The sequence below is a fragment of the Ottowia thiooxydans DSM 14619 genome (assembly GCF_000422885.1).
Classification (GTDB): Bacteria; Pseudomonadota; Gammaproteobacteria; order Burkholderiales; family Burkholderiaceae_C; genus Ottowia; species Ottowia thiooxydans.
The window spans coordinates 126,023-143,377 of the sequence record NZ_AUGX01000011.1 but is presented as its reverse complement, the minus strand read 5'-3'; the positions used below and the strand labels follow the sequence as shown (position 1 = coordinate 143,377).

19 protein-coding genes are annotated in these 17,355 nt (G+C 57.7%); 9 read left to right on the top strand and 10 right to left on the bottom strand.

Annotation, left to right across the window (positions count from 1 at the left end; all coding sequences use genetic code 11):
- Positions 1-406 precede the first annotated feature (406 nt).
- Entirely contained in the window at positions 407-1,342 is a 936-nt protein-coding gene (locus tag G518_RS0110110) for a LysR family transcriptional regulator (protein ID WP_084651650.1), read from the top strand.
- A gap of 73 nt (positions 1,343-1,415) precedes the next feature.
- Here G518_RS0110110 and G518_RS0110105 read toward each other — a convergent pair whose 3' ends face one another.
- The 4 genes from G518_RS0110105 to G518_RS0110090 form a co-directional block, all read right to left on the bottom strand.
- Positions 1,416-2,402: a D-2-hydroxyacid dehydrogenase family protein gene (locus tag G518_RS0110105; RefSeq protein WP_028602436.1), complete on the bottom strand. Its 987-nt coding sequence runs from the start codon at positions 2,400-2,402 to the stop codon at positions 1,416-1,418.
- 49 nt (positions 2,403-2,451) lie between these two features.
- Entirely contained in the window at positions 2,452-3,012 is a 561-nt protein-coding gene (locus G518_RS0110100; protein WP_028602435.1) for a DUF4256 domain-containing protein, read from the bottom strand.
- Between the two features lie 347 nt (positions 3,013-3,359).
- The gene (locus G518_RS0110095) at positions 3,360-3,758 is read right to left on the bottom strand and encodes a GlcG/HbpS family heme-binding protein (protein WP_028602434.1); all 399 of its coding nucleotides are present in this window, start codon (positions 3,756-3,758) and stop codon (positions 3,360-3,362) included.
- Positions 3,751-4,527 carry an SDR family oxidoreductase gene (locus G518_RS0110090; protein WP_028602433.1) on the bottom strand — a complete coding sequence of 259 codons (777 nt, stop codon included), beginning with the start codon at positions 4,525-4,527 and terminating at the stop codon, positions 3,751-3,753. The genes G518_RS0110095 and G518_RS0110090 overlap by 8 nt, the downstream gene beginning before the upstream one ends.
- 80 nt (positions 4,528-4,607) lie before the next feature.
- On the opposite strand from G518_RS0110090, the gene G518_RS0110085 reads away from it, so the two are divergent.
- Both G518_RS0110085 and G518_RS0110080 read left to right on the top strand, forming a co-directional pair.
- Complete coding sequence (locus G518_RS0110085) at positions 4,608-5,543, top strand: LysR family transcriptional regulator (RefSeq protein WP_028602432.1); 936 nt, start codon at positions 4,608-4,610, stop codon at positions 5,541-5,543.
- Positions 5,544-6,014: 471 nt separating this feature from the next.
- Positions 6,015-7,247, top strand: coding sequence for an iron-containing alcohol dehydrogenase (locus G518_RS0110080; RefSeq protein ID WP_028602431.1), 1,233 nt, complete (start codon positions 6,015-6,017; stop codon positions 7,245-7,247).
- A gap of 3 nt (positions 7,248-7,250) precedes the next feature.
- On the opposite strand, the gene G518_RS0110075 is transcribed toward G518_RS0110080, so the two are convergent.
- Positions 7,251-8,147 (bottom strand): LysR substrate-binding domain-containing protein, encoded by an 897-nt coding sequence (locus G518_RS0110075; protein WP_028602430.1) that lies wholly within the window; start codon positions 8,145-8,147, stop codon positions 7,251-7,253.
- Positions 8,148-8,251: 104 nt separating this feature from the next.
- Here G518_RS0110075 and G518_RS0110070 point away from each other — a divergent pair, with 104 nt between their 5' ends.
- The 6 genes from G518_RS0110070 to G518_RS0110045 are packed head-to-tail and all read left to right on the top strand — an operon-like array spanning position 8,252 to position 13,530.
- Complete coding sequence (locus tag G518_RS0110070) at positions 8,252-8,629, top strand: Zn-ribbon domain-containing OB-fold protein (protein WP_028602429.1); 378 nt, start codon at positions 8,252-8,254, stop codon at positions 8,627-8,629.
- Positions 8,626-9,762: a thiolase family protein gene (locus G518_RS0110065; protein WP_028602428.1), complete on the top strand. Its 1,137-nt coding sequence runs from the start codon at positions 8,626-8,628 to the stop codon at positions 9,760-9,762. The genes G518_RS0110070 and G518_RS0110065 overlap by 4 nt, the downstream gene beginning before the upstream one ends.
- Positions 9,763-9,776: 14 nt before the next feature.
- Positions 9,777-10,550, top strand: a complete 774-nt coding sequence (locus G518_RS0110060) for an SDR family NAD(P)-dependent oxidoreductase (protein WP_036594242.1) — start codon at positions 9,777-9,779, stop codon at positions 10,548-10,550.
- Positions 10,551-10,574: 24 nt separating this feature from the next.
- Positions 10,575-11,546 carry a Bug family tripartite tricarboxylate transporter substrate binding protein gene (locus G518_RS0110055; RefSeq protein ID WP_028602426.1) on the top strand — a complete coding sequence of 324 codons (972 nt, stop codon included), beginning with the start codon at positions 10,575-10,577 and terminating at the stop codon, positions 11,544-11,546.
- A gap of 12 nt (positions 11,547-11,558) precedes the next feature.
- A complete protein-coding gene (locus G518_RS0110050; RefSeq protein ID WP_028602425.1) occupies positions 11,559-12,752 on the top strand; it encodes a CaiB/BaiF CoA transferase family protein in 1,194 nt (397 codons plus the stop codon).
- A gap of 1 nt (position 12,753) precedes the next feature.
- Positions 12,754-13,530, top strand: coding sequence for an enoyl-CoA hydratase/isomerase family protein (locus tag G518_RS0110045; protein WP_028602424.1), 777 nt, complete (start codon positions 12,754-12,756; stop codon positions 13,528-13,530).
- A 66-nt stretch (positions 13,531-13,596) separates the two neighbouring features.
- On the opposite strand, the gene G518_RS34585 is transcribed toward G518_RS0110045, so the two are convergent.
- The 5 genes from G518_RS34585 to G518_RS0110020 form a co-directional block, all read right to left on the bottom strand.
- Positions 13,597-14,508, bottom strand: a complete 912-nt coding sequence (locus G518_RS34585; RefSeq protein WP_036594237.1) for an MBL fold metallo-hydrolase — start codon at positions 14,506-14,508, stop codon at positions 13,597-13,599.
- A 101-nt stretch (positions 14,509-14,609) separates the two neighbouring features.
- Positions 14,610-15,602 carry a Bug family tripartite tricarboxylate transporter substrate binding protein gene (locus tag G518_RS0110035; protein ID WP_028602423.1) on the bottom strand — a complete coding sequence of 331 codons (993 nt, stop codon included), beginning with the start codon at positions 15,600-15,602 and terminating at the stop codon, positions 14,610-14,612.
- A gap of 3 nt (positions 15,603-15,605) precedes the next feature.
- Entirely contained in the window at positions 15,606-16,262 is a 657-nt protein-coding gene (locus tag G518_RS0110030; protein ID WP_036594235.1) for a 3-oxoacid CoA-transferase subunit B, read from the bottom strand.
- Complete coding sequence (locus G518_RS0110025) at positions 16,259-16,933, bottom strand: 3-oxoacid CoA-transferase subunit A (protein ID WP_028602421.1); 675 nt, start codon at positions 16,931-16,933, stop codon at positions 16,259-16,261. The genes G518_RS0110030 and G518_RS0110025 overlap by 4 nt, the downstream gene beginning before the upstream one ends.
- The gene (locus G518_RS0110020) at positions 16,930-17,355 is read right to left on the bottom strand and encodes a Zn-ribbon domain-containing OB-fold protein (protein ID WP_028602420.1); all 426 of its coding nucleotides are present in this window, start codon (positions 17,353-17,355) and stop codon (positions 16,930-16,932) included. Before G518_RS0110020 ends, G518_RS0110025 begins: the two co-directional genes overlap by 4 nt.

The window sequence follows — 17,355 nt, the reverse complement described above, 5'->3', positions numbered from 1 at the left end:
ATCTGGTCACAAACCACGGTGTTTAACCCGGTCGTGACCATTGGTGTTGATTGGCGAGCTTGCTCTAACGGCTCTCAATGAACAGCTTTTCATTCTGTTTTAAATGCGGTAGGACTCACAACCAACCGTTTGGGCTGAGCCTGTCGAAGCGTTGTGCAAGGCTTCGACAGGCTCGGCCCGAACGGATACTGGAGCGAGAATCTCCTTACAACTTACAGTTCGCTGCGCGATCCACTCGCCTCTCGCCGCCACGGGACCCTGAATACACGCTCAAGCCGAATAGGCTTTAGCGAGTGTATTTATCTAGCGCCGTGTGGTCTACGCGCTTTTTCCGATCGTTGTATGCTGCTTTTACGATCTATCGGCCTTTTACCATCCATGCAGCGTTACGAGGGTAGAATTTTTCATGAGCACCCTGCCCGTTGATCTACTGCAGCTTCGAACTTTTGTGGTCGTCGCTGAAGAACGCCACCTAACAAGAGGTGCCGAGCGACTGAATATGAGTCAGTCGTCGGCCAGTGCGCATGTCAAGGCCATTGAGGAGCGGCTCGATACGCAGCTATTTATACGCGCCAATCGCCGTCTCGAGCTAACCGAATCAGGTCAACACTTGTTTCCCAAGGCCAAGGCGCTTTTGAACGAAGCTGCCGTGTTTACAGCCTTTGCGCGCGAGTTGCGCGGTGAAGTGAAAGGCAGTTTGGCTATAGGCGTCAGCGGAGACCCTTCCTCCACCCGCATAGCTGAAGTAGCTGCAAGGCTGCGCAGAGAGCATTCCTTGATAGACATGCATCTGGATGCCAGACCCTCGTCAGGTGTCCGGCAAGGCCTGGAGAATGGCGAGCTGGACGTTGGCCTGAGTCTGGCACAGCCCACCCATCCGGATTTTCAATACCATCTCCTTCAGAACGTACGCTTCAGGATTGCGGGCCCCATAGCCTGGAAAGACATGCTCGAGGGCGCATCTGACATGGCAGAGTTAGCGGATTTGCCCTGGGTTGTCCCTTCCAGCAACGACATGGCGGGCGCGATCATCCAGGATCGCATCTTTGCTGCTCGTGGGCTGAAGGTCAACGCCATGATTCATTTCAACAACGCGACGCTGGCACACGCCATGATGCGTGAAGGGGTTGGCCTGATGCTCATGCGCGAAGAATTTGCCCTGCGCGGAAAGGCAGAGGGTTATTTGGCCTTGTCTTCCATTGAGCCCGACCAGATGCCGTTGACCCTCGCTCATCTTTCAAGCCGCCGTGGAGACCCGCTGATCGTTGCATTTTTAGACGCTGCACAACACATCTGGCCAGATATGAAATCCTTTCCAGCAGCGACATTGCACACGGCCTGAAAGTTGCCTTCACTTGCCTGATTTTCAGGGCGCCATTGGCAACTTCTCAACCACTTCGTCAGTCAATGGTTCTTCATGACGAGAGGCTCTGTGGGTTCAGAACGTTCTTTGGGGTACCCGCAAAAAAATCAACGACGTTGCGGAATGCTGAACCAAAGTAGAGCTCGTACCCTTTTTGTTCGACATAGCCAAGGTGGGGCGTCGCGATCACGTTATCGGCCTGCAAGCCGAGCGCTTCGGTGCTTGCGGGTTCCGTCTCGAAGACATCAAACGCGCCGTACCCTGGGCGACCGGAAGCCAATGCCTGCTGAAGCGCTCCCGGCCCCACCAATTCAGCTCGGCTCGTGTTGACCAGCAACGAAGTAGGTTTCATCAACGCCAGATCGGCCACGCCCACGATACCCTTCGTCGCATCATTCAGCCGCAGATGAAGGGTTAAGACATCCGCTTGAGAAAAGAACTGCTCCTTCGTCTCAGCCGCTTGATATCCATCCTGCACGGCCTGCACTCGGCTCGGCTCTCGCCCCCACACCAGAACGTGCATACCAAACACTTTGCCGTAGCTCGCAATCAAGCGACCGATTTTTCCATAACCCCAGATACCCAGTGTGTCGCCTTTGAGTGTCCGGCCAATGCGGTCATACTGAGCGTCATCGGACGAATGTTGCCAGCGGCCAGCCTTCATCTGTTGCGCGTACTGGGGAATCCGGCGATAGGCCGCCATGATCAATGCCCACGTCAACTCAGCGGGAGCGGTAGGGTCCCCCACACCCTCCACAATCGCAACGCCTCGGCTGGTGGCGGCGTCGACATCCACATGGCCGCTAACCTTGCCGGTCTGCGAGATGAGCTTTAGATCGGGTAACCGGCTAAGAAGCCCAGCGGAAATGGTTGTGCGCTCACGAATGAGCACAATGGCCTGGAAGCCGCGTAAGGCCTCTACTAGCGCGTCTTCGCCCATAGATTCGGTGAAGACGTGGACTTCGTGATCCGCGAGCAGCTTGTAGCATTCAAGCGTAGGTACCGCGCGTTGGAAGTCGTCAAGAATCGCAATTTTCATAAATCCCTCAGGCGTTTTCAATAGCAGGTCGTCTTGAGCTGGGTGGCTGTCAAATACTGATCAAGACCCGAAATCCACGAGCAGCATAGTAAGACTGAACGCCGTTGTGATAAGTGAAGACCCTGCCGTAGCGCCGGTCTCCAAACAGGGCACCACCGTTCTTCCTGACTTCGGCTGGAGTGGCCAGCCAGCTCGATGTCTTCAAATCAAACTCACCAAACTGCTGCAACTCCTGGTACTGCGCCTCGGTCAATAGAGAGGCTCCCATGGAGACAGCTATCTCGCACGCGCTACCGGCAGGCTTGTTTTCCTTACGAGCTGCCAAGGCTTCCGCGTCATAACAAAGACTTCTGCGGCCCTGAGGGCTTTCGGCCACGCAGTCGAAGAACCGATAGGCGCCATCATGCTCCGGTCCACCAACCACGTCGGGCTCACCGCCCGTACGTTCCATCTCGGACAAAGTCATTATCTTGGCTGGATGAGCATTCAATCGTGCCAAAACGCTGGCCCACTTCACCTTCGGATGACGGGGGTGATGCGCCTCGAAGCGGTTTTCCAGGATACGGACAAGATGTGCGTGTTGTGTCATGAGCGAGGTCGAATTCGTCATCGGAATGCGTCTGGGTACGTGCATTGGAAGGGCTTCGCCCAATCGAGCGAGTAAGGCCTATCTGGCGCCACTGGTCCCGCCCGCCACTTTGGGTACGGTGAAAACTCAGCTCCCCGTCACAAACAGAGGATAAACCACTAAGGCCAGGCTCTGAAAAGAAAAGCGCCGCCAACGAATATTCGTTGCGGCGCTTGCGAGCGCTGAGTAAATAGACCGAATCTCGTTCAAGAAATCGAGCCCATCGCCCTCAATCAATGGTGTGCTTTCTATATTTCGCTAAAACTTCGTCGAAGCGCAGTAGTTAGTAGCGTCCAGGCGTATCGCGGACGGGACGGAGTTGTGCCCTTTCAGTCGGCGGCTGAACGCGCCAGAGCAGCGTCTTCTTCGGGCGTCCCGCCGGACACCCCGAGCGCGCCAGCTAGCACACCATCTTCATCAAATAACGGAAGGCCTCCGCCCATCAACAACAAACCGCCCGCATGGATATGGTCGAAATGTGCCACAGACTGGCCCACCTGCAACGGCGCGTTCAACACTTCGCTCGGCATCTGAAACATCACTGATGTGCGCGCCTTCGCCATAGCCAGCTCGTTCGATGCCAGCCACGCGCCATCCATACGCGAGAACGCTACAAGGTTGGCGCCGGTATCAAGAATCGCGAAGACGGCTTTCAAGCCATTTTTTTCGGCGGCCTCGCGCCCTTGCGCCACAATATGCAAGGCTTTGTCCAGCGAGACATTAGGCATTTTGCGACCACTCCGTGGCTTGCCATTGCTTGGCCGCATCAATCGTCGCGAGTGGCCGCATGGTTCGATACAAGTGGTCCTTGGCGGGAATGATGTCCACCATAGCGTCGACCATCTCCTGCGGATCAGCCTGATCGACTAAGCTTCCGCTGAAGTCGGGCATTGGAACGATCGCGGTGGCGGCGTCATACCACTGCACGTAGCTCTCTGCGCCCGTGTCGTTGAAGCCAGTCCCGAAGACGCCGGGATTAACAGTCGCGACCTTGACACCAAAGGGCGCAAGCTCGGCCCTCATGGAGCCAGCGATGGCCTCAATGGCGTGCTTCGTTGCACAATATGCACCTAGAAATGGCACCACCAAAATGCCCCCCATTGAGGAGGTCCACACAATCTTGCCTGCCTTGCGGGCCACCATCTTCGGCGCGATGGCTTGAACCAGTTCCAGATGGCCGAACACATTAATGTCGAACGACTCACGCACGCGTTGCATCGGGATGTCGACGACAGAGCCTCCTTCCATTACACCGGCGTTGAGCACCAATACGTCCGGGTCGAAAGACCCTGCGCGGGCAATGTCGATCTTGTCGAGCAGGTTCAACTTGATCACTTCCAGGGTGACGCCCGCGGCAGCGGCGTCGGCGCGTAGCGTCCGTACCTGCGGCCAAGTCTCTGCAGTCGCCACGACTCTGTGGCCGAGACGCGCAAGCTCGAGAGCGGCACCGCGGCCAAAGCCAGAACTGGCGCCGGTAATCAAAATTTCCTGTGACATGTTGAGTCCTTGGGTTGCTGTTGTGGCGAGTCTATATATCGCCTAATATCAAAACAATCCCATCAATTCTTTATATAAAGATGAAAGATGCTCACCAATCAAGGGCCAGCGACTTCCTGGCGCTGAGCGTGTTTCTCGCCGTGGCCGCGCACCGCAGCTTTCGGGGAGCGGCCATCGAACTCGACGTGACGCCGTCAGCGATCAGCCATTCAATCAAGGTTCTAGAGCAGCGTCTGGCAGTCAGACTATTCAATAGAACTACGCGCAGCGTATCTTTGACGGATGCTGGCGAGCGACTTGCCGTCAAACTGCGTCCTGCAATGTCCTCCATCTCCGAAGCAATGCGAGAAGTTGACGAGTTCCGCGCAACGCCCAGCGGAACGGTGCGAATCAATGCCAGCGAGGGCGCGATTCGCTGGGTTATCTGGCCTGTGCTGATGCGATTCCTGCACGATCACCCATTGGTACATTTGGACATCGTGTCTGACGGAAAGCTCAGCGACATCGTGGCCGGCGGGTTCGATGCCGGCATACGCCTCGCAGAGGCCGTCCCGCAGGACATGGTAGCGATCCGCTTGACGGGTGACGTACGATTTGCAGCGGTGGCGGCACCGAGTTATTTCAAAGCACGGGGTCGCCCCGCTGTTCCACAAGATCTTCACGCCCACGACTGCATTCGGTTCCGCTTCGACAGCGGCGCCATGTATCGCTGGGAGTTCGAGCGGCATGGAACGGCCGAATCGATCAATGTCTCTGGGAGGATCACACTCACCGATCAACCGCTCATGGTAGACGCAGCAATCGATGGCGCGGGAATCGCCTTCGTGCCTGAGCACCTTGTTGAGGCACCGCTACGAGACGGTCGGCTGGAACGCGTACTGACGGAATGGTGCCCGGCGTATCCTGGCCTACGTCTTTACTACCCGAGCCATCGACACGTCTCCAGCGGACTACGTGCGCTGATCTCTGCGATTCGCCTGGACGAAGCCAATCCCATCGAGTCTATGGCCTTATAGGGTTGGGTGGCTGGCAGGAGTTCCTGGAAAATCGACGGGCTGAGTTCGAATTTTGATCACTGGCCTGCTCCTCATCCCGCTCGTATCGTGAGCTGCAACGGTTGCATGGCACAGGGGGACGGCTGTGTAGATTGATCTGATCGTTCTACTGGATCTCTTTACCGAGCGGCGTGGCTAAGCGTACCTGGCCGGAGTGACTGCGAAAGCATGGTCGATGCATAGCAGTTCCATGATCAACCCCAGCGCTCGCTGCCCATGTGTGGAACCCCGAAGTCAGGCCGCGTATTGAAGCATTGCCCGCGAACCGCGAGGAACGAGTGCGGTTGGACGGCGCGGGGAGTTTCCCTTCTGGTAAACGATCAATCGTTCCGTATAGATTTTCTCAACGAAACGTCGATCGAATTTGAATTGTGAAGCGATCGCCCTTTCCGTATTCTTGGGCTGTGAAACTCCATAGGTCGTCGCTTCAATATGCACCAAGAAGAATCCACCATCCAGAATTTCCGAGCACGCGTTTATCCCTTGAAAATCTACTCGGGCTCGAACGCGCTGGCAGCGTTGCCCAATGAGCTACAGGGCCGCAGGATTTCGCGCGCGCTGATCGTTTGTGGGCGCAGTGTGCATGAACGAACCAATCTGACGCAGCGAATCGAGTCCCTGGCTAGCGGGCGTATCGTAGGCGTCTTTGCAGGAATCTCCGAAGGCGCCCCCGCTGAATGCGTTGAGGCCGCCGCAGCAATGGCACGCGAGACCGGTGCGGATGCACTTATCGCAGTGGGCGCGGGGAGCGTGATCAAGGGGGTCAGGGTGGTGGCGATGCTGCTCGGCGAGAAGCGGACTCTTCTCGACATGGCAACCGTCCATCGCGACGGCAAGCCGCCGACGAGTCAGCGTCTCTTTGCCCCAAAGATGCCGATCTTCAACGTGTTGACTTCACCAACGTCCGCCCAGAATCGCGGCGGCTCGGCGGTGCGCTACACCGGGTCTGCGCATCACCTGGAATTCTTCGACCCAAAGACTCGTCCTCAGGCTGTTTTCTGGGATTCCGAAGCGCTCGCGACGGCACCACTCTCGTTGGCGCGTTCTACAAGTTTCGAGATCTATTGGTGGTCACTGATGTGCATGGGTGCACTCACCACCGCGAATCCACTCGTGAAGGGCAGCCGGCTTCAGGCTTGGCACCTTGCCCGAACAGCCTATCCACGGCTGAGCACTCACACCGACGCAGCCGACCTGATCGATCTATGTGCCGCAGGCTTGCTGCAGAACCGCGACGAGGAAGATGGTGGTCGGCCGTGGTCTTGCCAGTTGCTGGCGCGTGCGGCCTACGCGTGCGCGGTCGCCGTTTTCAACCACTACGAAGGGGTGACGCAGTCCCGGGGCTATGCGGCATTTGCGCCCGCCATGATTAGAGGACTCGGTGCGTCAGTTCCCGATGTAACCCTGGCTCTGGGCGAGGCGCTGGGTTTAAAACTATCGGGCGCAGACCTCAACCTCGCCGACTTGGTTGCCCGACAGGTGGAGCGCGATTTCCAGACGCTGGGATGGCGTCCCGATCTGCACGATTGCGGTATCCCGGTAGTTGACGCAGCCAAGATCCTCGAACTTGGATTGCGGAACTTCAACGCGAACCATGATCGCCAGCTAGATCACCACCGCGATGCGATGCTGGCTAGCATCGCCCGCACCATCTCGCCGCATTGAAGGTTAATTCGCTCCTCGACCCACCTCCTGCCTCACCCACTGCAAAAAGGACTGGAAGGCCGGCGACTTGCTCCGAGAGGTCGACCAGACCAAGTAGTAGCCGTTGTCGCCTTGCCCAATCAAATCGAAAGGCGCCACCAGAGCGCCGACCTTCAAAGGCTCCTTGACATATGCACACTGAACCATCGCAACGCCAAGTCCATCAATGGCCGCCTGGATTGCAAGCGAGGAGTTTTCAAACGATAAGCTGCGTTGAGGTCGCAATTGCGGCGCGCCGGCCAAGCTCAGCCAGCGCGGCCAGTCGTCCATGCGACGTACGGAGTGCAGCAGCGTTGCCTCCGCCAAGTCGGCCGTTTCGGTGAGTTGGCAGTTATCGCGCAGGTATGCCGGGCTGCACACTGGCTGAAAAGCGTCGTCGAACAGCCGCAAGCCCTCCAGGCCATCGGGCAAATCCTTACCCATGAAGGACGCCATATCGACATCCTCCGCCTCGAAACGTATCTCGCGAAAGCTGGTCATGAGTTGAATGTCGAGATGCGAGTGAGAGCCATGGAAGCGGGACAGACGCGGCACCAACCATTTCTCAGCGAGGGTTGGCAGCAGGCATAACTTCAACGTATCGTGGCGAGAGCCGCGGGCAATCACGTTGAGCGTCAGCTCAATGGTCTGAAAAGCTTGAGTAAGCGCAGGGCACAACACCTGCCCTGCATCCGTCAATTCGACGGAACGCCCCTTTCTCCTCAGCAGCGGCACCCCCACTAAATCCTCAAGTAATTTCACCTGCTGGCTGACGGCTCCCGGTGTGACACACAGTTCTGCGGCGGCGTGGGAAACGCTTAGATGCCGCGCCGTGGCTTCGAATGCCCGCAATCCAAGCAAGGGGAGGCGCCTACGGTTCATTAATTTAGATTGGCTAAAAAGTCAGAGGTGAAAAACTGCCTTGTTTCCATTGAGCGTCCGTTCATACACTGGACTCTAGTCAATCTAACACATCGAGGCAATCCATGGAAATCAAAAAGTACCCGGATACGCACTTTCGAGCCGATGCAACCGGCTTAACGTTGATGGCGGCGCGAAACCCCGATTCGGGAGAAATGCGGTTCCCACCGCCCGAATTTCTTCATGGCGGACAAGCTGCTGAGCCCACCCCAATGGGTGTGGCCGGCAGCCTCTATACCTTCACCACCGTCCATCCGGGGAAGGCACCTTCCTACTCGCTTGGCATGGTGGATTTCGAGAACGGCTTGAGAGTATTCGGTCGACTGGTGTGGCCGAGCGATGCGACGCCGGCGATTGGCGACGTCGTTAGAGCGGTTGCGTTCACGCTAGCAGACGGCACTGCAGACTATGCGTTCGAACCGGTGCAAGGAGTGTCAAAATGAAGGAAGCTCTGATCGCGGGTGTAGGGATTTCCGACTTCGGGCGCTTTCCCGACCTTACCGAAGAGGCGCTTGCCCAATCGGCCATCCTCGATTCCCTAAGGGATGCAGGCGTTACCCTGCGCGACGTGCAGGCGTTCTACTGCGGCAATGCTCTGGGCGGCCATCTCCCCGGCCAACGCGCTCTGCGTGAATTAGGAACGGGCGGCGAGGCGGTCTACAACATCGATAACGCCTGCTCAAGCGGCGCTACTGCCTTTCATCTGGCGCTGCAGGCGCTCCGGGCCGGCCAATACGACACCGTGCTGGTCTTCGGCATGGATCACCTGAGTGGCCTCGGCGGCGGCGCCTTGCCATTGAACGAGAAAGATTGGAACAACCGCCGCGGGATGATCATGCCTGCGTTGTATGCCATGCGTGCGAAACGCTACCTGCATGAGCACGGCATCTCCGGCAACGTACTCGCCGACGTGTCCGTTAAGAACCGCCGCCATGGAATGCTCAACCCGATTGCGAAGTTCTGCCGCGAAGTGACTCGTGAAGAGGTCCTCGCCTCCCGCATGGTGGCCGACCCGCTGACGTTGTTGCAATGCTGCCCGGGCGTGGTGGACGGTGCCGCGGCGATGGTACTCACCACGCGCGAGACACGGGGCGTTGCCAAGCCGGTCCGTGTATTGGCTTCAGTGGTCAAGTCTGGCCTTTTCGAAGTTCATCAGGTCGACATGACCGAAGCCGAAATAACGGGCCGCGCGGCACGGCTGGCCTATGAGCAGGCGGGGATCGGCGCGAGCGATCTGGACCTCATCGAACTGCACGACGCCTTCACCATCTCCGAGCTGCTGTACTACGAAGCGCTCGGCCTTTGCGAACGCGGCGGAGCGGCCCAATTGTTGGCTAGCGGCGCGACAACCCTGGGCGGACGCATTCCGGTCAACGCCAGCGGTGGCCTCATCGCCAAAGGCCACCCCCCGGGCGCCACCGGCGTCGCTCAGATTGTTGAACTTTGCGAACAGTTGCAACAGCGTGCCGGCAAGCGTCAGGTCTCCGGAGCCCGCATCGGCTTGAGCCAAGTCACCGGCGGAGGTATCTGGGGTGTTGATCACGCTGCGTGCTCCATTCATATCCTCGCAGTCTGAAAGAGAATTTACTCATGACAGACTACGCTACTTCTACCGGGTTGACCGGGCTCACAGCCATCGTGACCGGGGGCGCAAAGGGTATTGGCCTGGGCATCGCGCACGGGCTCGCAGCAGCAGGTTGCCGTATTGCGCTGTGGGATGTCGACGAGCAAGCGCTGCAAGTTGCGGCAGCTGAGCTTCGCGGTGCCGGCGCTGACGTTTCAGCACGCCAGGTCAGTGTGACCTCAATGGAAGAGGTGCAAGCGGCAACCGCAGAAATCCTCGCGCGCAACGGCCGAATCGACGTGCTGGTCAACAATGCCGGCATCGGTGGTGACAAGCTTGTGATGAAGATGGAGCTGGACTTCTGGCAGCGTGTCATAGAGACGAATCTGACATCCCAGTTCATCTGTTGTAAGGCAGTGGTACCAGTGATGCTGGAACAGAAGTTCGGCCGAATCATCAATATCTCTTCACGCGCCTGGCTTGGAAATCGAGGGCAAACCAGCTACTCCGCATCTAAGGGTGGTGTCGTCAGCTTGACGAGAAGTCTGGCGCTAGAGTTTGCGCGCAACGGAATCACCGCCAATGCCATCGCCCCGGGAATTGTCGAAACACCCCTGTTTGACACGTTGACTCCAGGGACGAAAGAAGCGCTTAAACAAACCGTGCCCATGCAGCGCATCGGGCAGGCTGAAGACATCGCGAACGCGGTGCGGTTCTTCGCATCGCCAGACTCAGGCTATGTCACCGGGCAAGTAATGTACGTCTGCGGTGGGCGTAGCTTGAGCAGTGCCTCTGTCTGATATCCAATATTCAGGAGACATCCCATGAAAAGAAGAGAATTCTCAATGGCCGCTGCGGCGGCAATGTTTGCGCCACTCAGCCCCGCGTTGGCAGACAGCTACCCTGTGCGGCCAGTACGGGTCATCGTCCCTTATCCTCCGGGCGGCGGAACCGACACCGTAGCGCGTGCGGTGTTTGAACGGGTTGCCACGTCAATGGGACAACCCTTCGTGATCGATAACAAGGCAGGTGCAGGCACGACCATTGGCCTTGCCGAGCTGGCTCGCTCTCGCCCAGACGGCTACACAGTCGGAGTAGGTGGAAGCAGTGACCCCACGCTCCCATTGCTGTACGAAAAGCTCCCGTTCAACCCGAACACGGATCTATCCTTTGTTGCCACGCTGGCGACAGTTCCGATCGTACTGGCAGCGGGTCCGAGCCTGTCTGCCAAGACGATGCGAGAGTTACTTGCCATTGCTCAAACCAAAGGCGCGGCGCCAATCAACTATGCATCACCTGGTACTGCCTCCCCACATCACCTGGCAGGCATCTACTTGGCCGAAAAGACCGGCATCTCACTGGTGCATGTTCCGTACAAGGGTACTTCTCAAGCGCTGACCGATCTGATTGGCGGCCACGTGCCGCTGGCAATATTGGGCCTGCCATCCGCCTTGGCGTTTGCTCGTCAAGGCAAGCTGAAAATCCTTGGTGTCGCCAGTGCCCAGCGCTCCGCGCTGGCACCCGAAATCCCGACCATCAGCGAGAGTGGTGTGCCAGGCTTTAGCGCTGGTTATTGGTGGCATGTCACCGTACCGACGGGGACCCCTCAACCGATCATCGACCAGTTGCGCGTCGCGATCGACAAGACGCTGCGTACGCCGGCGCTGACCGAATCCTTCCTCAAGAGTGGTTTTGAACCTCTGCTTCTGTCGCCGGCAGAGGCGCAGCGTGCACTGACGGAAGACACGGCGAAGTGGACGAAGGTGATCCGCGAGAACAATCTCCGCGGCGGCTGAGGGGACAACAACATGCTTCGGAGCTCTCTTTCCGGAATGCGGGTCGTCGATTTCACGCAAGTCGCGGCCGGACCACTTTGCACTCAGACGCTTGCTGACCTCGGCGCCGATGTCGTGAAAATAGAAGCTCCACAAGGGGAGCTGTGCCGCGCGCTGGCCCCCTTCGTGGAAGGGCAGAGCCTGGGCTTTATGGCGCTCAACGGAAACAAGCGCAGCATCGCACTTGACCTGAAAGACCCGCAGCATCGAGCAGCTGCCCTTCAGCTGGCCGCCGAAGCGGACATAGTCGTTGAAAGCTTTCGACCAGGCGTAATGCAACGGCTCGGGCTTGGCTACGAAGACGTTCGTCAACGCAATGCGAGCGTCATCTATTGCTCTATCTCTGCTTACGGTCAAGAGGGTGCATGGAAGCACAAGCCCGGTGTCGATGGCGTCCTGCAAGCCGTCTCGGGCCTGATGAGTGTGACGGGTCTTCCTGGCTCGCCGCCTTGCAAGGTGCAGGTTCCTATCGTAGATATGGTGACCGGCTACATCGCCAGCATTGGCGTGCTTGGAGCGCTGGCACGACGCAATCTCGACGGGTCCGGACAATGGATCGACATCGGCATGTTCGCCTCCGCCGTCGCTATGCAACAGATGGCATTCGCCACCTATTTCGCTGATGGCGTCACGCCAGAACGCATAGGAAGCGCCGCACCCTACGCTTCACCAAATGAAGCGGTCCGCTGCGAGGACGGCTGGGTCATGCTCGCGGCCTATCACCCCTCGCGGTGGGAAGCACTGTGCAAGGTGCTTGAGCGTACAGATCTTCTTGTCGACTCCCGCTTCCTCGATCTTTCGGGAAGGATCGCACACCGCCAGGAGTTGATCCAGCTCCTGGAAGAGCGCATGACTCAGCGCCCGCGAAGCGATTGGCTGACTCTTTTTGAAGCAGCTGACATTATTTGCGCGCCAATCAACGACTACTCGGAAGTAGTCAACTCGCCGGCTTTCATCAGCGCCAATCTGCGGGAAACGGTGCGGCATCCGGAGGCCGGAGATTTGATGTTTGCACGAACGCCCTTGAGAGCTGTGGGCGAGGTAACGCCACCACGTCGACCTGCGCCCCTGGTCGGAGAGCACACACACGAAATATTGGTAGAAGCGGGAATTTCATTGGATCGTTTTCCTGGCGAATCACTGCCAGCGGCCCGAGAGGAGAAATGACATGCCGGTAAGCATCGAAATACAGGATTTCATCGCAACCGTGACGCTGAATCGCCCCGAAGCGATGAATGCTATCGATCCGGAGTCTGCACAGCAATTGCACGATGCATGGTGCGAGATCTCGGCACGCAAGGATGTGCGGGTGGGCATTCTCACGGGTACGGGGGAGCGGGCTTTTTGCACGGGTGCTGATCTTAAGAAAACCATGCCCCCACAGGAGAGTTTCGCTGAACTCCACTTTGGACCCCAAACCGGCATTCCAGTCGTTTCAACGCTACAGACGCAAAAACCGATGATCGCAGCTATCAATGGTTTTGCGCTGGGCGGCGGGCTCGAACTGGCCATGCTTTGCGACATTCGCATCGCCTCAAGCAACGCAATGTTCGGGTTGCCGGAAGTCTGCATTGGCAGCATTCCCGGTGGCGGCGGTACGCAACGCATCGTACGTGCGATTGGACAGTCCGACGCCATGTGGATGCTGTTGACAGGCGAGCGGATAGATGCCTCGGAAGCCCTTCGCATCGGCCTAATAAGCAAGGTGGTCGAACCTCAGGACCTGTTGAACGTCGCGCGCTCCATGGCCGGCAAGATTGCCGCGAATGCACCGCTCGCCGTTGTAGCCGTGAAGAAGCTTGCGCAGGTTGGAGGCCAATTACCGCTTGCTGCCGGACTCGAACTAGAACAGCAAACTTTCGGCGTCCTGCGCAACTCCGAGGACCGGATTGAAGGGCGCCGTGCATTCGCAGAAAAGCGCCAACCGCGTTTTGAAGGCCGTTGAACATCGCAGACCTCACTTTCGGGGCCCCTGCCACTGCTCCCTCGACAAAAATCCGAACACCCGAAATCACTCATCCTCGAACGTGTAGCAATACACGTGATCAGTGTGCCCCTTAGGATCATCCGCGGAAGCGTGCTTCAGCCGACCCGCGTTAGGTGCAGGAAAATGCGCGGGCATCAGTAGCGTACCTTCGTTCGCGCAACGCTCCATGACCGCTTGGCGGGTGGCTCGGGACTCCTCCGGCGCGAGGCAGAACCGGGTGTTCCAGTGGGGATAACAACATTGCAGCGGGTGGTGGAACAGATCCGCTGTAAGGAACGCATCTTTGAGCGTGCCTTCGACTGCGATGCCAACGTGCCCCGGTGTGTGGCCGGGCAGCGGCACCAAGCGCACGCCAGGGATGATTTCGTGATCCATGGGCACGAGATCGGCCACGCCGGCGTGGAACAGCGGCCAGACTGAGTCTCCGATGTAGTCGCCCGAGCGCACGAGCGCTGGGTGCCCCTCGTTGTTTTTCCAGTACTCCCATTCGGGGTGGGTGAACAGATAGCGGGCGTTTGGGAAAGTCGGCACCCAGCGATCGCCTTCGAGGCGGGTGTGACAACCCACATGGTCCACGTGGAGGTGCGTGGACACCGCTATGTCGATCTGCTCTGGCGATACGCCAGCGCTGCGCAATCCATCTAGCCAACCCCAGCTCTGCTGGTGAAAATCGGATCGCGCGCGATCCTTGCAATCACCGACACAGGTATCGACCAGGATCCGCCGGCCCTCGGTCTCCAGAAGAAACGACTGAATGCTGATGATCAGGCGATCCGTCTGCGCGTCGTAGAAACGGGGTACCAGCCAATCGAGATTGGCCTGGATGATTTCCGGGGTCGAATCGGGAAAGATCTCTGCGGGGCGCAGCAACGGCCCCTCGGATTCCACCACACGGGTGATCCGCACTCCCCCTAGGTCGATAACGCGATGCTCCATGGCGCAGATCCTCCAGGGTTTATTCTAGTGAGAAGTCACCCCATACTACCGCGTCGAACACACCGTCTTGATTGTCAACGGGGTAGTTCAGCGCTCTGCATTCAATTGGCTGAGATGTTCATAGACTTCAGCAGGGTTGCCCAGCGCTGAGTTTCGTCTCCAACGAATTTCGCAAACTCTTCAGGGGAGCTTGGTTTGGGGTCCATCCCTTGCGCAATGAGTTTTGATCGGATCTCCGGATTGTTCAAGGTCTTGAGCAGTGCCTCATTGAGCTTCTTTTGAATGTCCGCAGGTAAATTGGCCGGGGCAATCAGCCCGTACCAAGTAGACATGTCATATGCGGGCAGTCCTGACTCCGCAATGGTGGGGATGTCAGGTGCTGCTGCGCTGCGCTTGTTCATAGTGATGCCTAGAGCGCGCAGCTGGCCTCTCTTCACCAGAGGAACTGCCGTTGGCAGATTGGGAAACGCGAGCGACACGTTACCGGAAATCAGATCAGGCATGAGGTTTCCAGATCCCTTGTAAGGGATGTGCATCATGTCAATCTTGGCGTAGTACTTGAACATCTCACCGGAAAGATGCACGGAGGCACCCACACCCGAGGAGGCAAAGTTCAGCTTCCCAGGATTTTCCTTTGCAAAATTGATCAGGTCCTGAACCGTCTTGAACGGCGAGTTGGCCGGAACCACGAGAACGTTAGGCGCACTCAGCACTTGACCGATTGGCGTGAAATCCTTGACGGGGTCGTAGCGAGCGTCTTTGTACAACGATGGATTGGTTGCGTGACCAATGGACGTGTAGAAAAGCGTATAGCCATCAGGCTCTGCGCGCCGCACCATGTCGGTTGCAAGGTTTCCATTCGCTCCTGCCCTGTTCTCCACGATAAACGATTGGCCCATGATCGTACTGAAGGACTGCGCAATGAGGCGCGCTACGGCATCACCGCTTCCACCCGGTGTGAATCCGACCACGATACGCACGGGCCGAGTTGGGTAGTCTGCGGCCTTCGCCGACAGCGGTACGCTCAGTGCGGCTCCGGCCAAAGTGATTGAGATCGCACGCAAAAATAGCTGACGGGTTACGCGGTTGCTCATGCTTCATGTCTCCATTAGATTTAGTTGGGAAATTTCTTCAAGTTCTGAATGCGACAGACCGGGTACCCGGTCTAAGACTCTCAGTCCGTGGGGAGTCACCTCAAGGGTGGCCAGATCGGTGTAGATCCGGTCGACCACACCGACACCGGTCAACGGATACGAGCAGCGCTCCACGAGCTTGGATTCGCCTCGTTTGGTGCGGTGCTCCATCATGACGAACACTTGCTTTGCGCCTCTGGCAAGGTCCATCGCCCCCCCAACCGCAGGGATAGCGTCGCGATCAAGCGTTCGCCAGTTCGCGAGATCTCCGCGGCTGGAAACCTGGAATGCGCCCAGTACGCAAATATCCAGGTGGCCACCCCGAATCATTGAGAATGAATCACCGTGGTGGAAGATGGCTCCACCCGGAAGCAATGTCACGTTCTGCTTGCCAGCATTGACAAGCTCGGTATCTACCTCATCACCCTGCGCAAGTGGACCCATGCCCAAAATTCCGTTCTCGCTTTGGATGATGATTTCTCGATCGGCGGGAAGGCAGTTGGCAATCATCATCGGCAAGCCGATTCCCAAATTGACGTACGCGCCTTCAGGGATATCTTTAACTATGGCCTCAGCGATCTGAGCGGATGTTCTAGGGGTGTACGTGAATGCTGAGGTCATGCTTTTCTACCTTCGACGTGCACTACCCTTTGCACATAGATTCCTGGGGTGATGACCGCCTCGGGATCAATTCCGCCCAGTTCCACCAGTTGCGATGCCTGCGCGATCGTGCAGCGTGCGGCTGCAGCCATGAGCGGGCCGAAGTTGCGTCCTGATCTTCTGTAGGTGAGATTTCCCCACCTGTCAGCCATGTCTGCTTTGATCAGCGCGAAGTCGGCATGAATCGGATATTCGAGAAGAAATTCTTCGCCGTTGATCACTTTGCTTTCCTTCCCCTGAGCGAGTTCAGTTCCCACGCCAGTGGGGGTGTAGAACCCAGCGATGCCAGCACCGGCTGCTCGAATACGCTCTGCAAGAGTGCCTTGCGGTACAAGCTCAAGGGCCAGCTTGCCAGCACGGTATAAGTCGTCGAACGCGTTGGACCCGGGCTGACGCGGAAAGGAACAAACGACCTTGCTAACCAGTCCTCCAAGCACCAGGTTGCTTATTCCTTTGCCTTGACTGCCTGCGTTGTTGCTCACAATGGTGAGATCGCGTGGTCCACGTTCGAGCAAGCCGTTCACCAGCTCGAAGGGAAGGCCGGCGCCACCGAACCCGGAGATCATGATGACGGCGCCATCGCCAATGCCGTCAAGAGCAGATTCCAGATTCGGAAAAATCTTATTGATCATGCAGAGCGCTCCTTAAGGGTTGACGCCACATATGGAGCAAATACTGGAATTGGATAGTCGCCATCTGTCGCCTGGAACTGCACTTGCACTTCGTCACCAATGCTCCATGCGTCAGGGTCCTTACCAACCAAATGGGTCAGCATCGACGGTCCCTCTGACAACGTCACATATGCCAATACAAACGGATGACTTGCGTGCCGCGTCACGGTGTAGGAGTACACCTTCGCCAAACCCGTGGATGGTTCCAGCGTCACATCGCTACCCATGCAGTGGGGACAAATGGCGCGTGGATACCAATGCGCACGCTCACACGTTCGGCAACGCGGCACGAGGAAAACGCCTTCACGGGCAGTGGTCCAAAAACTTTCGGTCTCGGGCGTGGGAATCGGGGAAGGTGCTAAATATTTGGTGGGTTCAGACAT

Bases quoted from the DNA above. Each gene is read 5' to 3' on its own strand.
- G518_RS0110110 (WP_084651650.1), top strand. From the start codon at position 407: ATGAGCACCCTGCCCGTTGATCTACTGCAGCTTCGAACTTTTGTGGTC.
- G518_RS0110105 (WP_028602436.1), bottom strand. From the start codon at position 2,402: ATGAAAATTGCGATTCTTGACGACTTCCAACGCGCGGTACCTACGCTT.
- G518_RS0110100 (WP_028602435.1), bottom strand. From the start codon at position 3,012: ATGACGAATTCGACCTCGCTCATGACACAACACGCACATCTTGTCCGT.
- G518_RS0110095 (WP_028602434.1), bottom strand. From the start codon at position 3,758: ATGCCTAATGTCTCGCTGGACAAAGCCTTGCATATTGTGGCGCAAGGG.
- G518_RS0110090 (WP_028602433.1), bottom strand. From the start codon at position 4,527: ATGTCACAGGAAATTTTGATTACCGGCGCCAGTTCTGGCTTTGGCCGC.
- G518_RS0110085 (WP_028602432.1), top strand. From the start codon at position 4,608: ATGAAAGATGCTCACCAATCAAGGGCCAGCGACTTCCTGGCGCTGAGC.
- G518_RS0110080 (WP_028602431.1), top strand. From the start codon at position 6,015: ATGCACCAAGAAGAATCCACCATCCAGAATTTCCGAGCACGCGTTTAT.
- G518_RS0110075 (WP_028602430.1), bottom strand. From the start codon at position 8,147: ATGAACCGTAGGCGCCTCCCCTTGCTTGGATTGCGGGCATTCGAAGCC.
- G518_RS0110070 (WP_028602429.1), top strand. From the start codon at position 8,252: ATGGAAATCAAAAAGTACCCGGATACGCACTTTCGAGCCGATGCAACC.
- G518_RS0110065 (WP_028602428.1), top strand. From the start codon at position 8,626: ATGAAGGAAGCTCTGATCGCGGGTGTAGGGATTTCCGACTTCGGGCGC.
- G518_RS0110060 (WP_036594242.1), top strand. From the start codon at position 9,777: ATGACAGACTACGCTACTTCTACCGGGTTGACCGGGCTCACAGCCATC.
- G518_RS0110055 (WP_028602426.1), top strand. From the start codon at position 10,575: ATGAAAAGAAGAGAATTCTCAATGGCCGCTGCGGCGGCAATGTTTGCG.
- G518_RS0110050 (WP_028602425.1), top strand. From the start codon at position 11,559: ATGCTTCGGAGCTCTCTTTCCGGAATGCGGGTCGTCGATTTCACGCAA.
- G518_RS0110045 (WP_028602424.1), top strand. From the start codon at position 12,754: ATGCCGGTAAGCATCGAAATACAGGATTTCATCGCAACCGTGACGCTG.
- G518_RS34585 (WP_036594237.1), bottom strand. From the start codon at position 14,508: ATGGAGCATCGCGTTATCGACCTAGGGGGAGTGCGGATCACCCGTGTG.
- G518_RS0110035 (WP_028602423.1), bottom strand. From the start codon at position 15,602: ATGAGCAACCGCGTAACCCGTCAGCTATTTTTGCGTGCGATCTCAATC.
- G518_RS0110030 (WP_036594235.1), bottom strand. From the start codon at position 16,262: ATGACCTCAGCATTCACGTACACCCCTAGAACATCCGCTCAGATCGCT.
- G518_RS0110025 (WP_028602421.1), bottom strand. From the start codon at position 16,933: ATGATCAATAAGATTTTTCCGAATCTGGAATCTGCTCTTGACGGCATT.
- G518_RS0110020 (WP_028602420.1), bottom strand. From the start codon at position 17,355: ATGTCTGAACCCACCAAATATTTAGCACCTTCCCCGATTCCCACGCCC.